Source organism: Rathayibacter sp. VKM Ac-2879, assembly GCF_015351245.1.
Taxonomy (GTDB): Bacteria; Actinomycetota; Actinomycetes; order Actinomycetales; family Microbacteriaceae; genus Rathayibacter.
Genome location: NZ_JADKSO010000004.1, coordinates 295,439 through 315,693 on the forward strand (window position 1 = coordinate 295,439; position 20,255 = coordinate 315,693).

The window sequence follows — 20,255 nt, forward strand, 5'->3', positions numbered from 1 at the left end:
CCTGTTCGTGACCTGATCCGTCATCTTTGCCGCTGTGCTCGCGTCCTCAACCGAGTGCGCTGAACCGCAGCACGAGCGAGCGAGCCTCCGGACGCAGCTGCGCGTCAGGCCACACGTCGGGGCCGCAGGCCCGCGAGCCCAGCCCGTGCTGGGCCGCGTCGATCGACAGCACGGAGCGGGAGGAGACGGGCAGCTCGTGCGGGTGCCGGGCCAGCGCGATCTCCTGCGGAGTGTGCCTCGAGAGGGTGAAGCCGGGAAGGCGGCCGTGCAGATCGCGTGCCGCCTCGACGCGCAGACGCGGCGTGTCTCCCTCCGACAGAAGGAGCTCGCGCATCGAGCTGCGATGCCCGCTCTCCTGCGGTCGCGCGTAGCGGGTGGGCAGCTCGTCGATGCCTGCCGAGAAGCGGCCGACGCGTGCCGCGTGCCTGCTGTCCGGGTAGGACTCGCGCGGGCCGGTCCCGAACCACTCCACGACGTCGATGGAGGCGGGGAGGTCGAGGTGGATGCCCAGGCGCGGCCAGACCATGTCCCAGCGGCCGGTGGGAGCGAGATCGACTCGCAACACCGCGGAGTCGCCGTCCACGCTCCAACGCTCGTCCGTTGTCGGTCGGCGCGCGCCAGAGCTCGGCGCGCGGACCCTCGATGGCGAGTCCCGCCAGCTCGACCACGCGCCAGCCGCGGAAGCGGGCCGGCCCTCCGTCGCCCGTCGAGCGAGAGGCCCTGGCCCACTCGGGAACCGGCGCGGGAGCGGAGAGGAGACGTTGTGCGGTCGAGAGGACGTGCCCCTCCTCGGCCCACTCCGTCGGCGCCGCGAGCACGATGTCGACCGTGAGCCAGACCTCGCCGACGGCGGGCACGTCGACCCTCGGCAGCGCAAGACGCGCGGAGGCGCCAGCCGCGATCACGGGTGCGGCGAGCGTCCCCTCCTGCGTCACTCGCCCCTCGAGCTCGACCCGCCACTCGAGGCGCAGGTCGGCGGTGGAGGCGTCATGGCGCCGGTTCTCGACGTCGATCCCGTCGGCATCGATGTGCGCCCGCACCGGCGCCACGACCTGCTTCCATTCGAAGAGGCCGGGGCTCGGGGTGCCGTCCGAGAGCACCATGCCATCCATCACGAAGTTGCCGTCGTGGACGATCTCGCCGAAGTCGCCGCCGTAGGCGAAGTACTCGACGCCTTCGGACGTCCGAGCGCGCAGGCCGTGATCGCGCCACTCCCAGACGAAACCGCCGTGCAGCCGCGGAAACCGCTCCACGAGCTCCTCGTACTGGTCGATCGCCCCGGGGCCGTTGCCCATCGCGTGCACGTACTCGCAGAGCAGGAACGGCTTGGCCCGCTGACGGGCCGACTCTCCGGGAGAGCACCCGAGGAGCGGAGAGCGCGAGTCGTCACGCCCGATCCGCTCGGTCTCCGGAACGGAGGAGTACATCCGCGAGTACACGTCGGTGTAGGCGCCCGTGTAGTCGCCCTCGTAATGCACCGGGCGTTCGGGGTCGCGGGCGTGCACCCAGGCCGACATCGCGGCGAGGTTCGCGCCGGTGCCCGCCTCGTTGCCGAGCGACCACAGCACGATGCTCGGATGGTTCTTATCGCGCTCGACGGTCCGCTCGATGCGGTCGAGGTACGCCTCGCGCCACGCCGGATCGTCGCTGGGATTGCCTACCCAGTCGTGCCGCTCGAAGCCGTGCGTCTCGAGGTCGCACTCGAGGATCACCCAGAAGCCGAGCTCGTCGGCGAGGTCGAGGAGGCGGGGGTGCGGCGGGTAGTGGCTGGTGCGGATCGCGTTGACGTTGAAGCGTTTCATCATCGCCAGGTCGTCGCGGGCGAAGCCCTCGTCGAACGCACGCCCGCGATCAGGGTGGGTCTCGTGGCGGTTCACCCCGTGGAACACCACCCGCTCACCGTTGACGAGGAAGCGGTCGCCGCGGATCTCGACGGTACGGAAGCCGAGACGGAGCGAGACCGTCTCGCCGGCGGAGGCGAGCTGCGCGTCGTAGAGGCGCGGCGCCTCCGCCGACCACGGGTCGACCGCCGGCACCTCGATCGGGGCAATCTCCTCCGCGCTGCCCCAGACGGCCTCGATCCCCAGCTCGGGAACGCGCAGCGTGAGCGGGTACGCGGCCCGCGCTGCCACGACCTCGGTCTCGATGCGGCCCGCGCCCGTCTCGAAGGAGGCGCGCACCCAGACGTCCTCGATCCCCCCGACCGGTCGGGCGAGCAGATGTACCGAGCGGAAGATGCCGGGCAGCCACCACTGGTCCTGGTCTTCGATGTAGCTCGCCGCCGACCACTGGTGCACCCGCACGACGACGAGGTTCTCGCCGGGACGGACCACGCCGGTCACGTCGAACTCTTGCGCGAGCCGGCTCCCCGACCCGATGCCGATCTCCACGCCGTTGACCCACACCCGATACCGCGACTCGACCCCGTCGAACCGCAGGACGATCGCCTCGGCGTCGGCCCACTCCTTCGGTACCCGGATCGTCCGGCGGTAGTCACCGGTCGGGTTCTCGTCGGGCACGAACGGCGGCTCGGTCGCGAACGGGTACTGAACGTTCGTGTAGGCGGGTCGGCCGTAGCGGCCCTCGCCCTGCAGCACCCAGTGGGCGGGCACCGGCAGCAGATCCCAGGAGGAGTCGTCGAACGATTCGGCCGCGACGGCATCGACACCTTCGCCGTCGGGCAGGACGCCCTCGCCTCCGAGCGTGCCGGGCGCCGCCGGCAGCAGACGGAATCGCCAGTCCCCGTCGAGGCTCAGCGCGGGGGCGTCGGTGTGCAGCCAGGAGCGGGCGGGCCGACGGCGGCCCGAGCCGGGGCCTGTGTCGTTCAGGTAGTGGGGCGTCGGCGTCATCGCACGGAACCTTCCTCCGGGCCGCGTCGAAGTGCCGCGGTGCGCTCATGCTGTCGTGTTCCAGCGTCCCACGCGAGGGAGGCGCCCCAGGGGAGTCGAGCACGTGCCGACGATCCGCCTCCCGGCGAGGCAGCCTCGCGGAGGGCCTACGGCAGCAGGCGGGTGGGCCCCCGGAAGAGGTAGGTGACCTCGCGCAGGTTGGCCTGGTGCAGCATCAGCATGATGACGCGGGACAGGCCCATGCCGAAGCCTCCGTGCGGCGGCACCCCGTAGCGGAAGAAGTCGAGGTAGAAGCCGAGTTCCTCGGGGTCGAGCCCCTTCTCGCGCGCCTGCTCGACGAGCACGTCGACGCGGTGCTCGCGCTGCGCGCCGGTGGAGATCTCGACGCCGTTGTAGATGAGGTCGTAGCTGTTGGTGATCGTCGAGTCGCCCTCGCGGCGCATGTGGTAGAACGGCCGGATGCTCGACGCATAGTCGGTGAGGAACACGAAGTCGTGGCCGAACTCCTCTTTCACGTATGCCGCGACGCGACGCTCGCCCTCCGGGTCCATGTCGTCGTCGGCACGGGGGACCTCGTAGCCGCGCTCGGCGACGATGCGCTTGGCGTCGGCCAGCGGGATGCGCGGGAACGGGGTGCTGGGAACCTCCAGCTCGATGTCGAAGAGAGCCTTCACCTCGGCGCCGTGCTTCTCGACGACGGCGGTGAGGCCCGCGACCATCAGCTCCTCGTGCAGGGTCATGACGTCCTCGTGCGAGTCGATCCACGACACCTCGGCGTCGACGCTCGTGAACTCGGTGGCGTGCCGGGAGGTGAAGCTCGGGTCGGCGCGGAACGCCGGACCGACCTCGAACACCTTGCCGAAGCCCGCGGGCTGCGCCATCTGCTTGAAGAACTGCGGGCTCTGCGCGAGGTAGGCCTTGGTCTCGAAGTACTCGACCTCGAAGAGCTCGGCACGCGACTCCGAGGCGCTCGCCATGAGCTTCGGCGTGTGGATCTCGATGAAGTCGTGCTCGATCCAGTAGCTGCGCAGGGCGTGCTCGAACGTGGTCTGCACGCGCGCGATGAGGTTCTGCTCGGGGCGGCGCAGGTCGAGAAAGCGCCAGTCCATGCGCTTGTCGATGCCGGAGTCGGGGGCGATGGGCGTCTCGGGGATCGACGCCGCCACGACCTCGAGGGTCTCGAGCTTGACCTCGATGCCGCCGAGCTTGACGCGCTCGTCATGCTTGAGGCTGCCGGTGACGGTGACGAAGGAGCCCAGGGCCAGGCCCGAGATCGTCTCGGTGAGGGCGAGCTTCGCCCGGGCGGCCTCGTCGCCGTCCTCCGCCTCGCGCACGGTCGGGTTCACCAGCTGCACGGAGCCTGACTCGTCGCGGAGGACGACGAACTGCACCTTCTTCTGGTCGCGCACGGTCTCGACCCAGCCGGAGACGCGGACCGGGCCGTCCTCGAGCGCAGCGAGCTTGCGGACGGTGGTGCGGGGGAGGCGGGTCTCGTCGGTCACGAGAGGGGAGTCTACTCGCGGGCTCGGCGGGAGCCCGGGCGCACGGCCTGCGGCGTGCAGCAGGTCGACAAGGCAATCTGCGCCGCCTCTCTGCCGCGGTCCGCATCGAGACCGTCCACAGCGTGCGTGAACCGCTAGCATCTTCGAGCGATCCCGTCGTCTGAGGGAAAGCAAGGGGGAGCCATGCCAGATGCCGAGCCTCACTCGACGGCGACTCGCTCGACCGACCCTGCGCAGCGTGGGTCGCCGCCTCGACAGGTGAGCACCGCGCTCGTCACCGGCGCGTCCTCCGGCATCGGCCTCGCCTTCGCGCGCGCCTTCGCGCGGCGCGGCTTCGGCCTCGTGCTCGTGGCCCGCGACGAGGCTCGACTCCGCGACGAGGCGGCTGACCTGCGTCGGCGCGGCTCCCCGCAGGTGGAGGTACTGAGGGCCGACCTCGCCGATCGCGAGCAGGTCGAGAGCGTGCGTCGGCGTCTCGTCGACCCGGCCAGGCCGGTGCGGGTGCTCGTCAACAACGCCGGTTTCGGGATCGAGGGCAGCTTCGCCGTCCCCGATGTCGCGGCGCAGGATCAGGCGTTCGAGGTCATGGTCCGCTCGGTCGCCGTGCTCTCGGGCGCGGCGGCGGAGGCGATGGCTGCGCGGGGCCGCGGGGCGATCCTGACGGTCTCGAGTGTCGCCGGGTTCGTGCACCTCGGCCCGTACTCGGCGGTGAAGGCGTGGGCGACGGCCTTCACGCAATCGCTCGCGGTCGAGCTGCGCGGCACCGGGGTCCGTGCGGCGGTGCTCTGCCCCGGATGGGTGCGCACCGAGTTCCACACGCGGGCGGCGATGGACACCTCCTCGATTCCCGCCTTCCTCTGGCTCCGCGCCGACGCGGTGGTGGAGGAGTTCCTCGGCGACGTCGCCCGCGGCCAGGTGGTCTCGGTGCCGTCGTGGCGTTTCGGCGTGCCGATGGCGCTCGTGCGGCACCTCCCAGGCTGGCTCGTGCGGAGGCTCTCCTCGGCCGTTCTCGCGCGCCGCTGAGGTCCCGCCCAGGCCCCACCCAGTCCGGCCGCCGGACCGATCCTGCCGGCGTCGTTCCGTACACTTGACGCTCGTGGTTGCCGATCAGATCCATCTCGTGCGGCACGGCGAGGTGTTCAACCCCGACCGTGTCCTCTACGGGCGACTCCCGAACTTCCGCCTCTCGGAACTCGGCCACCGCATGGCGCGTGCCGCCGCCGACGATCTCCTCGAGCGCACGCGACGCGTCACCCGGCTCGTTGCCTCGCCTCTCCAGCGGACGCAGGAGTCGGCTCAGCCGATCTCGCAGGCCTTCGAGCTCGACGTCCGCACGGACGAGCGCGTGATCGAGCCCTCCAATCGATTCGAGGGCCGCTCGATGACCGCACGCGCCTCCGCCCTCCGCGACCCCCGGAGCTGGCCGCTGCTGCGCAACCCGTTCGAGCCCAGCTGGGGTGAGCCGTACCTCTCGATCTCCGCGCGGATGTACGCGGCGATCGAGGCGGCATGGGAGGGAACGGTCGACGGGGACGTCGCGATCGTCAGTCATCAGCTCCCCATCTGGACCGTTCACCGTGCGCTCGCGGGCGAGCATCTGTTCCACGACCCGCGCAAGCGGCGCTGCGCTCTCTCGAGCATCACCACGCTCGAGCGCCGCGGCGACCGTTTCGTCGAGGTCGGCTACTCCGACCCCGCCGCCGGTCTCCAGGGCCTGGCGACCGATGTGGGCGCGGTCTGATGCGCCGCCTCCGCCTCCTCGGCGCCGTCGCGCTGGTCGCCGCGCTCGCTCTCAGCGGGTGCACCGAGGATCCCCTCGCCGGCCAGTACCGCAGCGGCAGCAACAAGGGCTACATCTCAGGAGACGGAACCGTCACCGAGATCGCCGTCGCCGACCGCGCCGATCCGATCGCCTTCTCCGGCACCGACGAGAACGGCTCCACCATCGACTCCGCTGAGCTGGCCGGCCGCGTCGTGGTCGTCAACTTCTGGTACGCGAGCTGTGCCCCGTGCCGAGCGGAGGCCGCTGACCTCGAGAAGGTCAACGGCGAGTTTGCCGGCAAGGACGTCTCGTTCGTCGGCGTCAACGTGCGCGATCAGGCGCCCACCGCTGCCGCCTTCGCGACGACCTTCGGGCTCAGCTACCCCTCGATCATCGACACCGACTCCTCGGTGCAGCTCGCCTTCACCGGCACCGTCCCGCCGAACGCCGTGCCGACCACGATCGTGCTCGACAAAAAGGGGCGCGTCGCCTCACGCATCCTCGGCCAGCTCCAGGAGGCGTCCATCCTCTCGACGCTCGTGAGCGACACGCTCGCGGAGCAGGAGTAGCGGAGTGGGCGACATCGTCGTCAGCGGCCAGCTCCTCCTCGCCGTCCCGATCGCCGTGCTCGCAGGACTCGTCTCGTTCGCCTCGCCGTGCGTCCTCCCGCTCGTGCCGGGATACCTCGCCTACGTCGGCGGATTCACGGACGCCGACGAACGGGCGGCGCGCGGCCGCCGCCGCTTGCTGCTCGGCGTGCTGCTGTTCGTGCTCGGCTTCTCCCTGGTGTTCGTGCTCTACGGCACCGCGGTCGGCTCGATCGGTTTCTGGATGCGGCAGTACAGCGACGTCATCACGCGCGTCCTCGGCGTGGTCGTCATCGCGATGGGGCTCGTCTTCGTCGGGCAGTTCTCGTTCCTCCAGCGCACGATGCGGCCCGGTGTCCGCCCGGCCACGGGCCTCCTCGGCGCCCCACTACTGGGCATCGTGTTCGGCGTCGGCTGGACGCCCTGCCTCGGTCCCACCCTCGCGTCGATCCTCGCGCTGAGCTACGGCACCGCTTCGCCGTGGCGGGGAGCCCTCCTCGCGCTCGTCTACTGCCTCGGGCTGGGCCTGCCCTTCCTCCTCGTCGCCTTCGGCTTCAGCTGGGTCACCTCGACGCTCGCGTTCGTGAAGCGCCACATTCGCGTCGTCAACATCGCGGGCGGAGCCGCCCTCGTCCTGATCGGAGTCCTGATGGTCACGGGCATCTGGAACACCCTCGTCTATGGAGCGCTCGCAGAGGTGATCAATGGCTTCCAACCCGCACTCTGAGCCGGGCCCCGAGGCCTCCTCGGGCGCCCACGCGCGCCCCGACGACGCAGCCCAGGAACGCGCCGACGCGTCGTTCAGGCCCGCCGACCACTACGACTCCGACGGGGCGATCACCCAGCCCGCCCTCGGGCTCACGGGCTGGCTGCGCTGGATCTGGCGCCAGCTGACCAGCATGCGCACCGCGCTTTTCCTCCTGCTGCTGCTCGCGATCGCGGCCGTGCCGGGGTCGCTCGTGCCGCAACGCTCGTCCGACCCCAACGGCGTCACCCAGTACTTCGTCGACAACCCCGATCTCGCGCCGCTCCTCGACAAGGTGCAGGCTTTCGACACCTACACGTCGGCCTGGTTCTCGAGCATCTACCTGCTGCTGTTCATCTCCCTGATCGGCTGCATCATCCCGCGCACACGGCACCACTTCCAGGCGATGCGCTCTAGGCCGCCACGGACCCCCGCGCGCCTGCAGCGTCTCGCCGGTTACACGGTCCGCGAGGTCGAGGGGGCGAGCGCGGAGGAGGCGATCGCCTCCGCCCACGACGTCCTTCGTCGCGCGGGCTACCGCGTCGAGCGCTACGACGATCCCCGCGGTCGCTGGTCGAGCGTGTCGGCCGAACGCGGCTACCTGCGCGAGACCGGCAACCTCGTGTTCCACTCCGCGCTCGTCGGCATCTTGCTCGCGGTGGGCATCGGAGGCGGCTTCGGCTACAGCGGGCAGCGTGTGCTCGTCGAGGGCTCGCTCGGTTTCGCCAACAACCTCGCCGCCTACGACTCGTTCAACCCGGGCCGCTTCTTCACCAGCAGCCAGCTCGACCCCTACCAGCTCACCCTCGACCGTCTCGACGTGCGCTACGAGGAGCAGAACCAGACCGCGCTCGGCCAGCCCATCGACTTCACGGCGCACGTCACCACGACCGAGCGGGGCGGCGCACCCCAGCAGCAGACGATCAAGGTCAACGACCCGCTGTCGATCGGAGGCACCAACGTCTACCTTCTCGGCAACGGCTACGCGCCGACGATCACGGTGCGCGATCCCTCCGGAAAGGCGATCTTCACCGACGCCGTGCCGTTCCTTCCGCAGGATGCGAACCTCACCTCGGTCGGCGTGATCAAGATCCCCGACGGGCTCTCGCAGCAGCTCGGCCTCACGGGCTTCTTCTACCCGACTCAGGACACGCTGGCGAGCGGCGCCTCGACCTCGATCTTCCCCGACCTGCAATACCCCGTCCTCTCGCTCAACGTCTTCGTGGGCGACCTCGGCCTCGACGGGGGCGTGCCCACCTCGGTCTACACGCTCAACACCGACTCGCTCACCCGGCTCACGGGCGGCCAGACCGGCGTGGCGCCGATCACGCTCAAGCCGGGCGACACCGCGTCACTGCCGAACGGACTCGGCACGGTGACCTTCGAGAACGTCGGGGCCGATCCCTCCCGCGTGGGCACCGACAGCGTCAAACGGTTTGCCTCGCTCGACATCCACCACGACGCGACTCAGGGGTGGGTGCTCCTGTTCGCGATCCTCGTGCTCGGCGGGCTGCTGACGTCGCTGTTCGTGCCACGTCGACGCGTGTGGGTGAAGGCGACACAGGAGCAGGGCGGGGGGCTGACCCTCGAGTACGCGGGCCTCGCGCGCGGAGAGGACCCGCAGCTCGTGCGCGCGGTGCGGACCATCGCCGACCGGCACGCGCCGCTCGACGCCTGACACCCCGTTCCATGGGGGACAGGGGAGTCTGTGGGTCTGCGCAGGGGCGGGCGGCCCGAGGGTCGATTACCCTGAGGAGGTGATCGCGACCCTCTCGCAGTACTCGGTGCTGTGCCTCTCCTCCGCTATGGGCGTCTACGCCCTCGCGTTCGTGTTCTTCGCCATCGACCTCGCCCGACGCGCCTCGCTCGCCGATGGCGAGTCGATCGAGGTCGTGAAGGAGGCGGAGCGCGTCGCCTCCGCGGCCGCCGCCGACCGTGCCGCAAGCGGACGAGCCACCGTCGCCGGCCCCGGCGCGGGTCGCACCGCGACACTCTCCCGCATCGCCAGCCGCGTCGAAGACGAGGTCTACAACGCCCCCGCCCGCTCCACGGCGATGCGGATCGGCTTCTCGCTGACGCTTCTCGCCTTCGTGCTGCACCTCGCCGCCACCGTGCTGCGCGGAGTCGCCGCCGGCCGCGTGCCGTGGGCGAACATGTACGAGTTCTCGATGACCGGAACCCTGATCATCATCGGCGTCTTCCTGGCCGTGCAACTGCGCTGGGACCTCCGCTTCCTCGGCGCGTTCATCACAGGACTGGTCCTCGTGCTCCTCGGCGTCGCGACCGTCAACTACTACGTCGCCATCGTCCCTCTGCCGCCGGCCCTTCAGTCGTATTGGCTCGTGATCCACGTGCTCGTCGCGATCCTCGGCACCGCGTTCTTCGCCCTCGGCTTCGCCCTGTCCGTCACTCAACTCCTCCAAGCACGGAGGGAGACGGCTGACGAAAGCCCGCGCTCGATCCTCCGATTCCTCCGCACCCTGCCCAGCGCCCTCACCCTCGAGAACCTCGCCTATCGCGTCACCATCATTGGCTTCATCCTCTGGACCTTCACCCTCATCGCCGGCGCGGTCTGGGCCGAGAAGGCCTGGGGTCGCTACTGGGGCTGGGACACGAAGGAGGTCTGGACCTTCATCATCTGGACCATCTACGCCGGCTACATCCACGCCCGCGCCACCCGCGGTTGGCGCGGCACCCCCTCCGCCTGGCTCGCCATCGTCGGCTTCGCTGCCGTCATGTTCAACTTCGGCGTGGTCAATGTGTTCTTCAAGGGGCTCCACGCCTACTCAGGCCTCAGCACCGGCATGTGATCGGAGGGAGGAGTGGGGCTGTCCTTGCAGCCCCAACACCCCACGGATCACTCCGACGTGAGCACGAAGAAAGTAACGGGGGCTCCGCTGCAGAGGTGAGGGGAGGGGTCAGGAGGGGGTGAGCACCGACAAGAGGTGGGGGGCGAAGGGCGTGGCGAGAGACAGGACGAGGCGGGTGCGGGCGTCGGCGGGGTGGACGTCGCGGTAGAGGCTACGGAGGTCCGCGAGGATCTGGCCGCGGCCCGGACCAGCGGTGGCGTCCACCTCCACGTGGACCCGAGGAGCGGACGTCACGGCGACGGCGTCGATGGCGATGGCGGCGGCCATCGGATCGTGCATGGCCGCGGTGCGTTCGCCGAAAAGGCCGGCAGAGAAGTCGAAATAGAAGTCGAGCGCCTGCCCGACTGCCTGCGCGAGCGGATCGGGCGATGTGAGCAGCGCGGCGCGATGCGCCTCCGTCATGAGGTGGCGCATGGTGACGTCGAGAGGGACGAGCGTGAGATCCCAGTCGGCGGCCACGACCTCGGCCGCGGCGGCGGGATCGTGCCAGATGTTCGCCTCCGCGACGGCGGTGACATTGCCGGGGACGAGCGCGGCTCCACCCATGACGGTGACCGAGTGCAGCAGCCGAGCCAACTCGGGATGCTTCCGCAGAGCGAGCGCCAGATTGGTGAGCGGACCGACCGCGACCAGGCGCAGCTGCCCCTCCTCCTCGCGGGCGAGGCGCAGGAGAAGGTCGGCTGGGTCCTCGTCGACCGGCTCGGCGCCCGTGGGCAGCACGACACCGCCGATGCCGTTGTCGCCGTGCACGTGCGGCGAACCGCCCGCGTATGACTCTTCGAGGAAATGGTGGGCGCCGACAGCGACCGGGATGTCGCCCCGACCCGCGAGCGCCAGCAGTCCGAGGCTGTTGACGGCGGCCTGTCGGGCGTCGGTGTTGCCGCTGACCGTGCTGATGCCGAGGAGGCGAGCGCGAGGCGAGCGCAGCAGATAGGCGAGCGCGAGCGCATCGTCGATGCCGGTGTCGCAGTCGAGGAAGACGGGGACGGTCGGTGCGGTCACGGAACTCCGATTCTGGAACGGCAAGGGCGTCAGGCGGCCGGGATCTCCATTCTGCCGGTCGCAGCGACAGGGGAGGACCGGAGCTGCACGGCGTGCGCCGGCTCAGCTCGACGGGGAGGCGGCCTCGTGCCGCGGGCCAGCCGGTCCTCAGAGCAGCGCGTACGCCTCGCCCACCCGGGCGCGCCACCAGGCATGCCGCTCGGGTGACACCGCGTGACGCGCGAGCAGCGCCTCCGAGACGTCGACGCGCCCGACCGGGATGCTCCCGTCGACCGGCCGCAAGGGGCTCTCGGTCACGTCGTCGACGAGGAGGGAGGCGGTGCCCAGGCCGCAGTCGAACGGCAGCTCGGGGAGCGCGGCGGCCAGAGCGGCGCCCATCGCGAGCCCGACCGAGCTGTCGAGAGCGCTCGACACGACTGCGGGGAGTCCCGCCTCGGCAGCGAGCGCGAGCGCGCGGCGCACGCCTCCCAGGGGCTGCGCCTTGATCACCACCAGGTCGGCTGCGCCCGCCCGGGCGACGGCGAGCGGATCGGAGGCCTTGCGCACGCTCTCGTCGACCGCGATCGGGATCCCCATGTACTTCACACGCGTGCGCAGCTGCGCGAGCTCGTCGACGCTCGCGCACGGCTGCTCGACGTATTCGAGATCGAAGGCGGCGAGCGCGTGCACCGCGTGCTCTGCCTCGTCCACGTTCCACGCCCCATTGGCGTCGATGCGGATCCGACCCTCCGGGCCGAGCACGCGCCGCACCTCGGCGACCCGCGCGATGTCGTCGGCGAGGCTCTGACCCCGCTCGGCGACCTTGACCTTGGCGGTGCGACAGCCGTGGTAGCTGGCGAGGATCTCGGCGACGGCGGAGGGCGCCACGGCCGGCACTGTCGCGTTCACGGGGATGCTGCTGCGCCGTGGCATGGGCTGCGCGCTCCAGCCGTAGTCGATCGCGGCACGGAGCCACGCTGAGGACTCTTCGGCGCCGTACTCCAGGAACGGCGAGAACTCGGTCCACCCCTCCGGCCCGCGCATCAGCGCGATCTCGCGCCGATCGACGCCGCGGAAGCGCGTCCGCAGCGGCAGCGCGACGACACGGAGTCCCGAGTCGAGCTCGCCGAGTGAGGGGAGGGGGGTGGCGGGCACGACATCGTCCATCCGGCCATTGTCCACCGCGCCGGCCACTCCCGATGCTCGCCGTCTCGTGCACAGCGGAGGCGGACAGCCCGCGCGGTCACGGTGACGGCCTTTCCCGACCCGCCCGACCCTCGTTCTGCGCGCCTTCGACCGGCGACGGACACGGAAGCTCTACCGCTCCGCTCCGCGCCCGCACGACCGGCCGAGATGCCAGACTTGCTCCGCTGCCGCTCGTGAACGGAGGAACGCGATGAGCCAGATCCCCCCGGGCCCGACACCTGCCCAGCCGCCCGTCGAGGCGACATCGAGCGTGACGCCCAGCCAGCGCCCCCTCGGTGCAGGGGGCTGGACCGCCCTCGCCGTGAGCGTCGTGGTCGGAGTCCTCTACACAGGGGTGCTCGGCACTCTCCTCGCGTTCGGCGTCGGCTCGGCCATCGATGCCGCCTCCGAGTCTGCCCCGACCTCTGCCCCGGGAGTCTCGGACGAGCCGTTCGGAGATTCGACCGACGACCCGTTCAGCAGCGGTGACCCGTCCGACCCGCTCTACGACTATCCCGGCTATCAGGACGGCGACGCGGCCGTCGTGCTCGCGCAGCCCTCGGCCGAGAAGGCGCGTTCCGAGGCGGAGGCAGGAATCAAGGCCGTCGAGACCGCCGTGCTCCGCGACTGGACCTCGGCCGATGACGAGTACTACGAGAAGACCCAGAACGCGTACGGGGGCCCGTCCCTGCTCTACAACTACATCTCCGCGACCGACTACGCAGAAGCCGACCTCTCGACGGACTCCGCCAAGCAGGAGGTGGTCGACCGCTTCACGCGTGCCCTCGCCCCGCTCGGGTTCGACAAGGTCGACGTGGCCAGGACGCCCTCAGAGTGGTCGTCGGTGGGCTACGAGTACGAGGGCGACCTCTCGGACGACGAGGCGTCGACCGCCCTGTGGATCGTGACGGCGTACTCGGACGCCAGTTCGGTCCCGGCGGTCGAGATCGGCCTCGTCGACCTCGACGCCGATCCGAGCGGTGACGTGGCCTCGATGCTGGACAAGGTGAGCGTGACCCCGCCTGACCAGGGCGCGTTCCTGGCCGGCTACGCGAACAGTGTCCTCGAGGAGGGTGACCGAGCCGAGTTCACGCAGCGAATGCAGGAGTTCGGCGGCATCCCGACAACCTGAGCCCCGCGTTACCGGCATCGCTCGGGCGGTGCAAGCCCGAGCCCGCCTCCGCGCTGCCGCCTACCGTGAGGGAATGGCGGAACCCCGAGCGACCAGACCTCTGCGCGACTACGCGGCGATCGGCGACGGGCGCACCGTCGCCCTGATCGCCTCGGACGGCAGCGTCGACTGGATGCCGGTGCCCGATCTGGGCTCGACGCCCGCCTTCGCCGCGCTCGTCGACGGTCGCTCGGGAGGCTGCGTCGAGCTCGCTCCGGAGGAGCCCGCCGAGACCACGCGCCGCTACCTGCACGACACGAACGTCCTCGAGACCACCTTCACGACGGCGTCGGGGACCGTGCGGGTGACGGACGCGCTCGTCACCGGCATCGCGGGACGACTCCCGTGGGCCGAGCTCGCACGGCGCATCGACGGCGTGGTCGGCGAGGTGCGGATGCGGTGGGCTGTACGCCCGGGCACCGGGCTGGGCACGTTCTCGCCGTGGATCCAGAACGCCGACGGACGCTCCCTGATCCGTGCCGGCGACGTGACCATCGGCGTCACGGGCCACGATCACGGGCCCGACGGGGATCATGCCCCCTCGGGAGCGGGCGACGCGCTCACCGGCTCGTTCCTCGCCCGGCCGGAGTCACGCCACGTGCTCGTCGTCTCGGCGACGCACGACGAGCCCCTGCACTTCCCCGTCGCCGAGAACGTCGACCGTGGCATCGACCGCACCGTCCGCAGCTGGCAGGACTGGTCGGAGGAGTTCTCGTACGACGGCCCGTGGGCGGAGGCCGTGCAGCGCAGCGCCTTGGCCCTGAAGCTGCTGATCTACTCGCCCACCGGAGCGATCGCGGCGGCCGCGACCACCTCCCTCCCCGAGTCGCCGCTCGGCGGCAAGAACTGGGACTACCGCTTCGCCTGGGTGCGCGACGCCGCCTACACGGCACACGCTCTCGTGCGTTTCGGCCTGCGGGAGGAGACGCACGCGGCGCTCTCGTGGCTCCTGCGCACGATCAAGGAGCACGGGCCGGAACTGCACATCTTCTACGGCCTCGACGGCTCGATGCCCGCGGGGCTGCGCGAGTACGACGTCCCGGGCTATGCGGGGATCGGTCCGGTCGTCTCGGGCAACGGTGCGCAGCGTCAGGTGCAGCTCGGCGTCTTCGGCGACCTCTTCGACATCTGCCGCATCTACGTCGACGAGGGGAACGTGCTCGACATCCAGACGGGGCAGCTGCTTGCGCGGGTGGCCGACACCACCTGCGACCTCTGGCGCAATCGCGACGCGGGGATGTGGGAGTTGGAGGAGGAGCAGCATTACACCTCCTCGAAGATGGGCTGCTGGCAGGCGCTGGACGCGGCCGTGCACCTCGCCGAGCTCGGGCAGGTCGCCGGCAGCCCCGACCGCTGGCGTTTCGAGCGCGATCGCATCCGCGACTGGATCGAGGAGAACTGCTGGTCGGAGACGTGGGGCTCGTACGTGATGTTCCCCGGTAGCGAGGAGCTCGACGCCTCCGTGCTTTTGCACGCTCCGAGCGGCTACGAGCGCGGCGAGCGGATGATCTCGACGATCGACGCGCTGGTGGCGGAGCTGGGCCGCGGTGCACTCCTGTTCCGCTATTCCGGGATGGAGGGCGAGGAGCATCCCTTCGTCGCGTGCTCGTTCTGGCTCGTCTCGGCGCTCGCCTGCGTGGGCCGGCACGACGAGTCTGTTGCGCTGATGGACGAACTGGTGGCGACGATCCCGAACGATGTCGGCCTGATGTCCGAGATGGTCGCGGTCGATGATCTCGCGTTCTGGGGGAACCTCCCCCAGGGGCTCAGTCATCTGGCGCTCATCAACGCCGCGATCACGATCGAGGAGCTCGCGCCCGAGAGGACCGGCGGCCCGTAACCCCGTCCGCAGCGTCGGCGCAACCCGTTGAGGGAGCAGCGCAGGGGAGCGTAGACCGGTATCGCCCCCTCGAACCGCAGCTGCAAAGGAGACCCCGCCCCATGGACCTCGGACTCACCGGCCGCACCGCCCTCGTCACCGGAGGCGACTCCGGCATCGGCTGGACCACCGCGAAGCTGCTGCTCGCGGAGGGCGTCACTCTCGTGATCTCGGATAAGGACCAGGGGGCGCTCGACGAGGCTGCTGCCCGGCTCGATGCGCCGGAGGGGCGCCTGCACGCGTTCGCCGCTGACGTCACGAGCACGGAGCAGCTCGCCGAGCTACACCGCCGCGTCGCCGAGTCGGTCGGCGAGATCGACATCCTCGTGCAGTGCTCCGGGATCACCGGGGCGCAGGGTCTGTTCCACGAGATCGACGACGAGGGCTGGACCACCACCCTCGAGGTCGATCTGCTGGGGCCGGTGCGGCTCGTGCGCGAGTTCCTGCCCGATCTGCGCGCGGGAGGCTGGGGCCGACTCGTGCTCCTCGCCTCCGAGGACGCGGTGCAGCCTTACGACGACGAGCTGCCCTACTGCGCCGCGAAGGCGGGCGTCCTCGCCTTCGCCAAGGGCCTCTCGCGCTCCTACGCGCAAGAGGGCCTGCTGGTGAACACGGTCTCTCCCGCGTTCATCCACACCCCGATGACCGACGCGATGATGCAGAGACGCGCCGACCAGCGGGGGACCTCGGCCGACGAGGCGATCTCGTCGTTCCTCGACGAGAAGCGCCCGTACATGGAGCTCAAGCGCCGGGGCGAGCCGGAGGAAGTCGCGGCCGTCATCGCCTTCCTCTGCTCCGACCGAGCCTCCTTCGTGAACGGATCGAACTACCGCGTCGACTCCGGATCGGTTGCGACCCTCTGACCCTGCGCGTCCCACATCCGGGGGGCGCCCAGCCGAAGAAGCCACACTGGGGAGCGGGTCACCGCACCCCGGCACTGCAAGAGAAAGGAACGGTCCATGACCACCACCCTCGAACGCCACGTCGAAGCCCCCGCGGGCTCCGGTGCCAAGACCAGCCGCCGCCAGAACGCCGAGAAGGGCTTCAAGGCCTCGAAGGAACTGCTCGACAGCCTCCAGATCGTCCTCGTCGACCTGATCGAGCTCCACGTGCAGGGCAAGCAGGCCCACTGGAACGTCGTCGGCAAGAACTTCCGCGACCTTCACCTGCAGCTCGACGAGATCATCGAGGCCGCGCGCGAGTTCAGCGACGACGTCGCCGAGCGCATGCGCGCCCTGCACGGAATCCCGGACGGCCGTAGCGACACCGTCGCCGCGACCACCACCCTCCCCGAGTATCCGCACGGCGAGATCGACACGGCCGAGACCGTCGACCTGATCACGGTCCGCCTCGAGAACACCGCCGCGACTATGCGCGAGGTGCACGATCGTGTCGACGAGGAGGACCCGACCAGCGCGGATCTCCTGCACGCGATCATCCAGAGCCTGGAGCAGTTCGCCTGGATGGTGTCGGCCGAGAACCGTCGCACCAGCGCGTCGAAGTAGAGCACCGCGCGCGTCGGGGCCCGCTCGTAGGGAGCGGGCCCCGACGCCTGCATCAGTAGGGTCGACAGCATGAGCACGCAGGTTTCCGAACTCTTCGACGCGGACCGCTGGGCGCCCGTCGCCGGGTTCGACGGTCTCGACGACATCACGTACCACCACGACCGTTCGGGCCGCATCGCCCGCGTTGCCTTCGATCGTCCTGAGGTGCGCAACGCCTTCCGGCCGCGGACCGTCGACGAGCTGTTCCGAGCTCTTGAGGATGCCCGCACGAATCCGCGCATCGGAGTCGTCATCCTCACCGGCAACGGCCCGAGCCCGAAGGACGGCGGCTGGGCGTTCTGCTCCGGAGGCGACCAGCGCATCCGCGGGCGCGACGGCTACCGCTACTCCGACGGCGAGACCGCCGAGGGCATCGACGCCGCACGCAACGGCCGGCTGCACATCCTCGAGGTCCAACGCCTCATCCGGTTCATGCCCAAGGTGGTCATCGCCGCGGTCCCGGGCTGGGCGGCGGGCGGCGGCCACTCACTGCACGTGGTCTGCGACCTGACGATCGCCTCGGCCGAGCACGGCCGCTTCAAGCAGACGGATGCCGACGTCGGCTCCTTCGACGCAGGCTACGGCTCCGCCTATTTCGCCCGCCAGATCGGGCAGAAGAACGCTCGCGAGGTGTTCTTCCTCGCGCGGGAGTACTCGGCCCAGCGCGCCTACGAGATGGGTGCCGTCAACGCCGTCGTGCCGCACGGCGAGCTGGAGGCGACGGCCGTGGAGTGGGCCGAGACGATCCTCACCAAGTCGCCCACTGCGATCCGGATGCTCAAGTACGCCTTCAACGCGGTCGACGACGGCCTGGTCGGCCAGCAGCTCTTCGCGGGAGAGACCACGCGCCTCGCGTACGGCACCGACGAGGCCGTCGAGGGCCGCGACTCCTTCCTCGAGAAGCGCGAACCCGACTGGTCGCCGTTCCCGTGGCAGTTCTGAGCCCGGTGGCGCGGAGGTGACTCGTCTCCTTCTCGGCGTCAAGGCGGCTCCCGACGCGGTGCTGATCGCCCTGCGCGCGGCGCTGGACGGAAGCGGGCCGGCGATCCGGGTCTCCGCTCCCGGTTCCCCTGCGGCCGGTGCGGAGGCGGTCGGTGCCGGCGCGGTCGTCCCGCAGCGCGTCGCGGTCGTCGTCGAGACCTCGGGATCCTCGGGGCCGCCCAAGCGCGTCGCCCTCTCGACCGCGGCCCTGCTCACGAGCTCCTCCGCGACGCTCGCCGAGCTGGGCGGACCCGGCCGCTGGCTGCTCTGCCTCCCGACTCACTACGTCGCGGGAGTGCAGGTACTCGTGCGCTCCCTCTCGGCCGAGGCGGAGCCGAGGGTCCTGCCTCCCGGCCGCTTCGACGCGGCCGAGTTCTTGGCGCTCGCGCGCACGATGCCCGAGGGGGAGCGCCGTTACTCCTCTCTCGTGCCGGTGCAGTTGGCGCGCCTCCTCGACCTGGCAGAGCGCGATCCGGCCGCGGCCGAGACGGTGCGTTCGTTCGACGCGCTCCTCATCGGGGGCCAGGCGACGCCGCAGGAGCTGCGCTCGCGCGCAGCGGCGGTGGGTGCGCGCATCCGTCTCAGCTACGGCTCGAGCGAGACGGCGGGAGGCTGCGTCTACGACGGCGAGCCGCTGCGCGGCGTGAGGATGCGCGTGGAGGACGGCCAGGTGCTGCTCGGCGGGCCGACGCTCGCGGAGGGATATCTCGACGCGGCGGGCGGGCTCGACCGGGAGCGGACGGCCTCCGCCTTCGTCACGCTCGACGGGCAGCGCTGGTACCGCACGGGCGATGCCGGAGCGATCGTCGACGGGCGCCTCCAGGTGACCGGCCGGCTCGATCGGGTGATCGTGTCGGGCGGTGAGAAGGTGTCGCTCGATGCCGTCGAGGGGGTAGTGCGGGAGGAGGCGGTGCCCGACGCGGTCGTCGTGCGGCGAGCGGACAGCCAGTGGGGCGAGGTGCCGGTGGTCGTCACGACCGCCTCCGTCGAGCTCGCGGTGCTGCGCCGGCTGGTCGCGGACCGCCTCGGCCGGGCGGCGGCGCCCGCCGCGGTGCTGACCGTGCCGGCGGTGCCGTTGCTCGGCTCGGGCAAGCCCGATCGCCGTGCGCTCGAGCGCGCGCTCGGCGCGGTCTGATCTCTCGGCCCGAGAGCGACCGGGACGTCCGCGGTGCGGAGAGGCCACTCGGTAGGATGCCCTCCGTGTCGAGTACGAGTCGCAAGAAGAAACAGAGCGCCAGGTCCCGCAGCGGCCGTCCCGGCGGCACCCCTCGTCGTGTCGAGTCGAAGCCCGCGGGGCCCCGCGAGTGGATTGCCGGCGCCCGCCTCCGCACACTGCCGCTCGCCATCGCCCCGGTGCTCATCGGCACCGGCGCGACCCAGGTGGTCGACGGGGGGTGGCACTGGGTGCGCGCCCTCCTGTGTCTGGTCGTGTCGCTCGCCCTGCAGATCGGCGTGAACTACGCCAACGACTACTCCGACGGCATCCGCGGCACCGACGCGAACCGCGTCGGTCCCTCGCGGCTGACCGGCTCGGGCGCGGCCAAGCCCCGCCAGGTACTCACCGTGGCCCTCGTCTTCTTCGGAGTCGCCGCTGCGGCGGGGCTCATCCTCACGATCCTCTCGGGCTACTGGTGGTTCCTGCTCGTCGGTGCCGCGGCCATCGCCGCCGCCTGGTTCTACACGGGCGGGCGCCGACCCTACGGCTATCTCGGGCTCGGCGAGCTGTTCGTGTTCGTCTTCTTCGGGCTGGTCGCCACGGTCGGAACCACCTTCGTGCAGATCGGCCGCACCAATCAGGAGTCGTGGCTCGGCGCGGTCGCGGCGGGCCTGTTCGCCTGCGCGGTGCTCATGGTGAACAACATCCGCGACATCCCGACCGACCGCCTCTCGGGCAAGCGGACGCTCGCCGTGCTGATCGGGCCTGCCGTGTCGCGGGCCGTCTACACGGGATTCGTGCTGGTGCCCTTCGCGATCGCCGTGATCCTCGCGCTGTTCTACCCGCTCGCGTGGCTGACGCTGTTCGTGCTGCTCGCGATTCTCCCGGCGATCCTGATCACGCTGACGGCGCGCACAGCCAAGGAGCTCCTCCTCGCGCTGCAGCTGACGAGCCTGGGCGGGCTCGCGTACGCGGCGATCCTGGCGGCCGCGCTGGCGTTCTGAGGAGTCCGGCGAGGCCGGCCGCTCGTCACGCTCGGCCGC

The 20,255-nt window shown here is 70.7% G+C and carries 17 protein-coding genes and 1 pseudogene; 13 read left to right on the forward strand and 5 right to left on the reverse strand.

The genetic code is table 11. From position 1 onward, the window contains the following. Window positions 1–46: 46 nt before the first annotated feature. From ITJ45_RS14470 to aspS, 3 genes and pseudogenes are all read right to left on the reverse strand, one after another. Window positions 47–583, reverse strand: coding sequence for a hypothetical protein (locus tag ITJ45_RS14470; RefSeq protein WP_416365301.1), 537 nt, complete (start codon window positions 581–583; stop codon window positions 47–49). Further along, window positions 579–2,849 (reverse strand): annotated as a pseudogene (locus tag ITJ45_RS12255) (glycoside hydrolase family 2 TIM barrel-domain containing protein); the annotation flags it as partial. The gene ITJ45_RS14470 and the pseudogene ITJ45_RS12255, both read right to left, overlap by 5 nt. Window positions 2,850–2,995: 146 nt before the next feature. Beyond that, on the reverse strand, window positions 2,996–4,351 hold the full coding sequence (gene aspS / locus ITJ45_RS12260) for an aspartate--tRNA(Asn) ligase (protein ID WP_323742997.1): 1,356 nt from the start codon (window positions 4,349–4,351) through the stop codon (window positions 2,996–2,998). A gap of 258 nt (window positions 4,352–4,609) precedes the next feature. Between aspS and ITJ45_RS12265 the strand changes: the two genes are divergently transcribed. The 6 genes from ITJ45_RS12265 (at window position 4,610) to ccsB (ending at window position 10,255) form a co-directional block, all read left to right on the forward strand. Beyond that, the gene (locus ITJ45_RS12265) at window positions 4,610–5,374 is read left to right on the forward strand and encodes an SDR family NAD(P)-dependent oxidoreductase (RefSeq protein ID WP_194609952.1); all 765 of its coding nucleotides are present in this window, start codon (window positions 4,610–4,612) and stop codon (window positions 5,372–5,374) included. Window positions 5,375–5,447: 73 nt separating this feature from the next. After that, the gene (locus ITJ45_RS12270; protein ID WP_194609950.1) at window positions 5,448–6,092 is read left to right on the forward strand and encodes a histidine phosphatase family protein; all 645 of its coding nucleotides are present in this window, start codon (window positions 5,448–5,450) and stop codon (window positions 6,090–6,092) included. Beyond that, window positions 6,092–6,682 (forward strand): TlpA family protein disulfide reductase, encoded by a 591-nt coding sequence (locus ITJ45_RS12275; protein ID WP_194609948.1) that lies wholly within the window; start codon window positions 6,092–6,094, stop codon window positions 6,680–6,682. Before ITJ45_RS12270 ends, ITJ45_RS12275 begins: the two co-directional genes overlap by 1 nt. A gap of 4 nt (window positions 6,683–6,686) precedes the next feature. Further along, on the forward strand, window positions 6,687–7,427 hold the full coding sequence (locus ITJ45_RS12280) for a cytochrome c biogenesis CcdA family protein (RefSeq protein WP_323742996.1): 741 nt from the start codon (window positions 6,687–6,689) through the stop codon (window positions 7,425–7,427). Then, entirely contained in the window at window positions 7,405–9,123 is a 1,719-nt protein-coding gene (gene resB, locus ITJ45_RS12285) for a cytochrome c biogenesis protein ResB (RefSeq protein WP_194609946.1), read from the forward strand. The genes ITJ45_RS12280 and resB overlap by 23 nt, the downstream gene beginning before the upstream one ends. Window positions 9,124–9,202: 79 nt before the next feature. Further along, window positions 9,203–10,255 (forward strand): c-type cytochrome biogenesis protein CcsB, encoded by a 1,053-nt coding sequence (gene ccsB, locus ITJ45_RS12290; protein WP_416365299.1) that lies wholly within the window; start codon window positions 9,203–9,205, stop codon window positions 10,253–10,255. A 108-nt stretch (window positions 10,256–10,363) separates the two neighbouring features. Here ccsB and ITJ45_RS12295 read toward each other — a convergent pair whose 3' ends face one another. Next, a complete protein-coding gene (locus tag ITJ45_RS12295; protein ID WP_194609944.1) occupies window positions 10,364–11,317 on the reverse strand; it encodes a nucleoside hydrolase in 954 nt (317 codons plus the stop codon). 147 nt (window positions 11,318–11,464) lie between these two features. Beyond that, the gene (locus ITJ45_RS12300; RefSeq protein WP_194609942.1) at window positions 11,465–12,463 is read right to left on the reverse strand and encodes an o-succinylbenzoate synthase; all 999 of its coding nucleotides are present in this window, start codon (window positions 12,461–12,463) and stop codon (window positions 11,465–11,467) included. Between the two features lie 229 nt (window positions 12,464–12,692). On the opposite strand from ITJ45_RS12300, the gene ITJ45_RS12305 reads away from it, so the two are divergent. From ITJ45_RS12305 to ITJ45_RS12335, 7 genes are all read left to right on the forward strand, one after another. Next, window positions 12,693–13,613: a hypothetical protein gene (locus ITJ45_RS12305; RefSeq protein ID WP_194609940.1), complete on the forward strand. Its 921-nt coding sequence runs from the start codon at window positions 12,693–12,695 to the stop codon at window positions 13,611–13,613. A gap of 73 nt (window positions 13,614–13,686) precedes the next feature. Next, window positions 13,687–15,492 carry a glycoside hydrolase family 15 protein gene (locus ITJ45_RS12310; RefSeq protein ID WP_194609938.1) on the forward strand — a complete coding sequence of 602 codons (1,806 nt, stop codon included), beginning with the start codon at window positions 13,687–13,689 and terminating at the stop codon, window positions 15,490–15,492. Between the two features lie 101 nt (window positions 15,493–15,593). Beyond that, the gene (locus ITJ45_RS12315; RefSeq protein WP_194609936.1) at window positions 15,594–16,394 is read left to right on the forward strand and encodes an SDR family NAD(P)-dependent oxidoreductase; all 801 of its coding nucleotides are present in this window, start codon (window positions 15,594–15,596) and stop codon (window positions 16,392–16,394) included. 96 nt (window positions 16,395–16,490) lie between these two features. Then, on the forward strand, window positions 16,491–17,036 hold the full coding sequence (locus ITJ45_RS12320) for a Dps family protein (protein ID WP_194609934.1): 546 nt from the start codon (window positions 16,491–16,493) through the stop codon (window positions 17,034–17,036). A 69-nt stretch (window positions 17,037–17,105) separates the two neighbouring features. Next, window positions 17,106–18,017: a 1,4-dihydroxy-2-naphthoyl-CoA synthase gene (locus ITJ45_RS12325; RefSeq protein ID WP_194609932.1), complete on the forward strand. Its 912-nt coding sequence runs from the start codon at window positions 17,106–17,108 to the stop codon at window positions 18,015–18,017. A gap of 16 nt (window positions 18,018–18,033) precedes the next feature. After that, window positions 18,034–19,191: an AMP-binding protein gene (locus tag ITJ45_RS12330; RefSeq protein WP_323742994.1), complete on the forward strand. Its 1,158-nt coding sequence runs from the start codon at window positions 18,034–18,036 to the stop codon at window positions 19,189–19,191. A gap of 56 nt (window positions 19,192–19,247) precedes the next feature. Then, window positions 19,248–20,216 (forward strand): 1,4-dihydroxy-2-naphthoate polyprenyltransferase, encoded by a 969-nt coding sequence (locus ITJ45_RS12335; protein ID WP_194609930.1) that lies wholly within the window; start codon window positions 19,248–19,250, stop codon window positions 20,214–20,216. Window positions 20,217–20,255 lie beyond the last annotated feature (39 nt).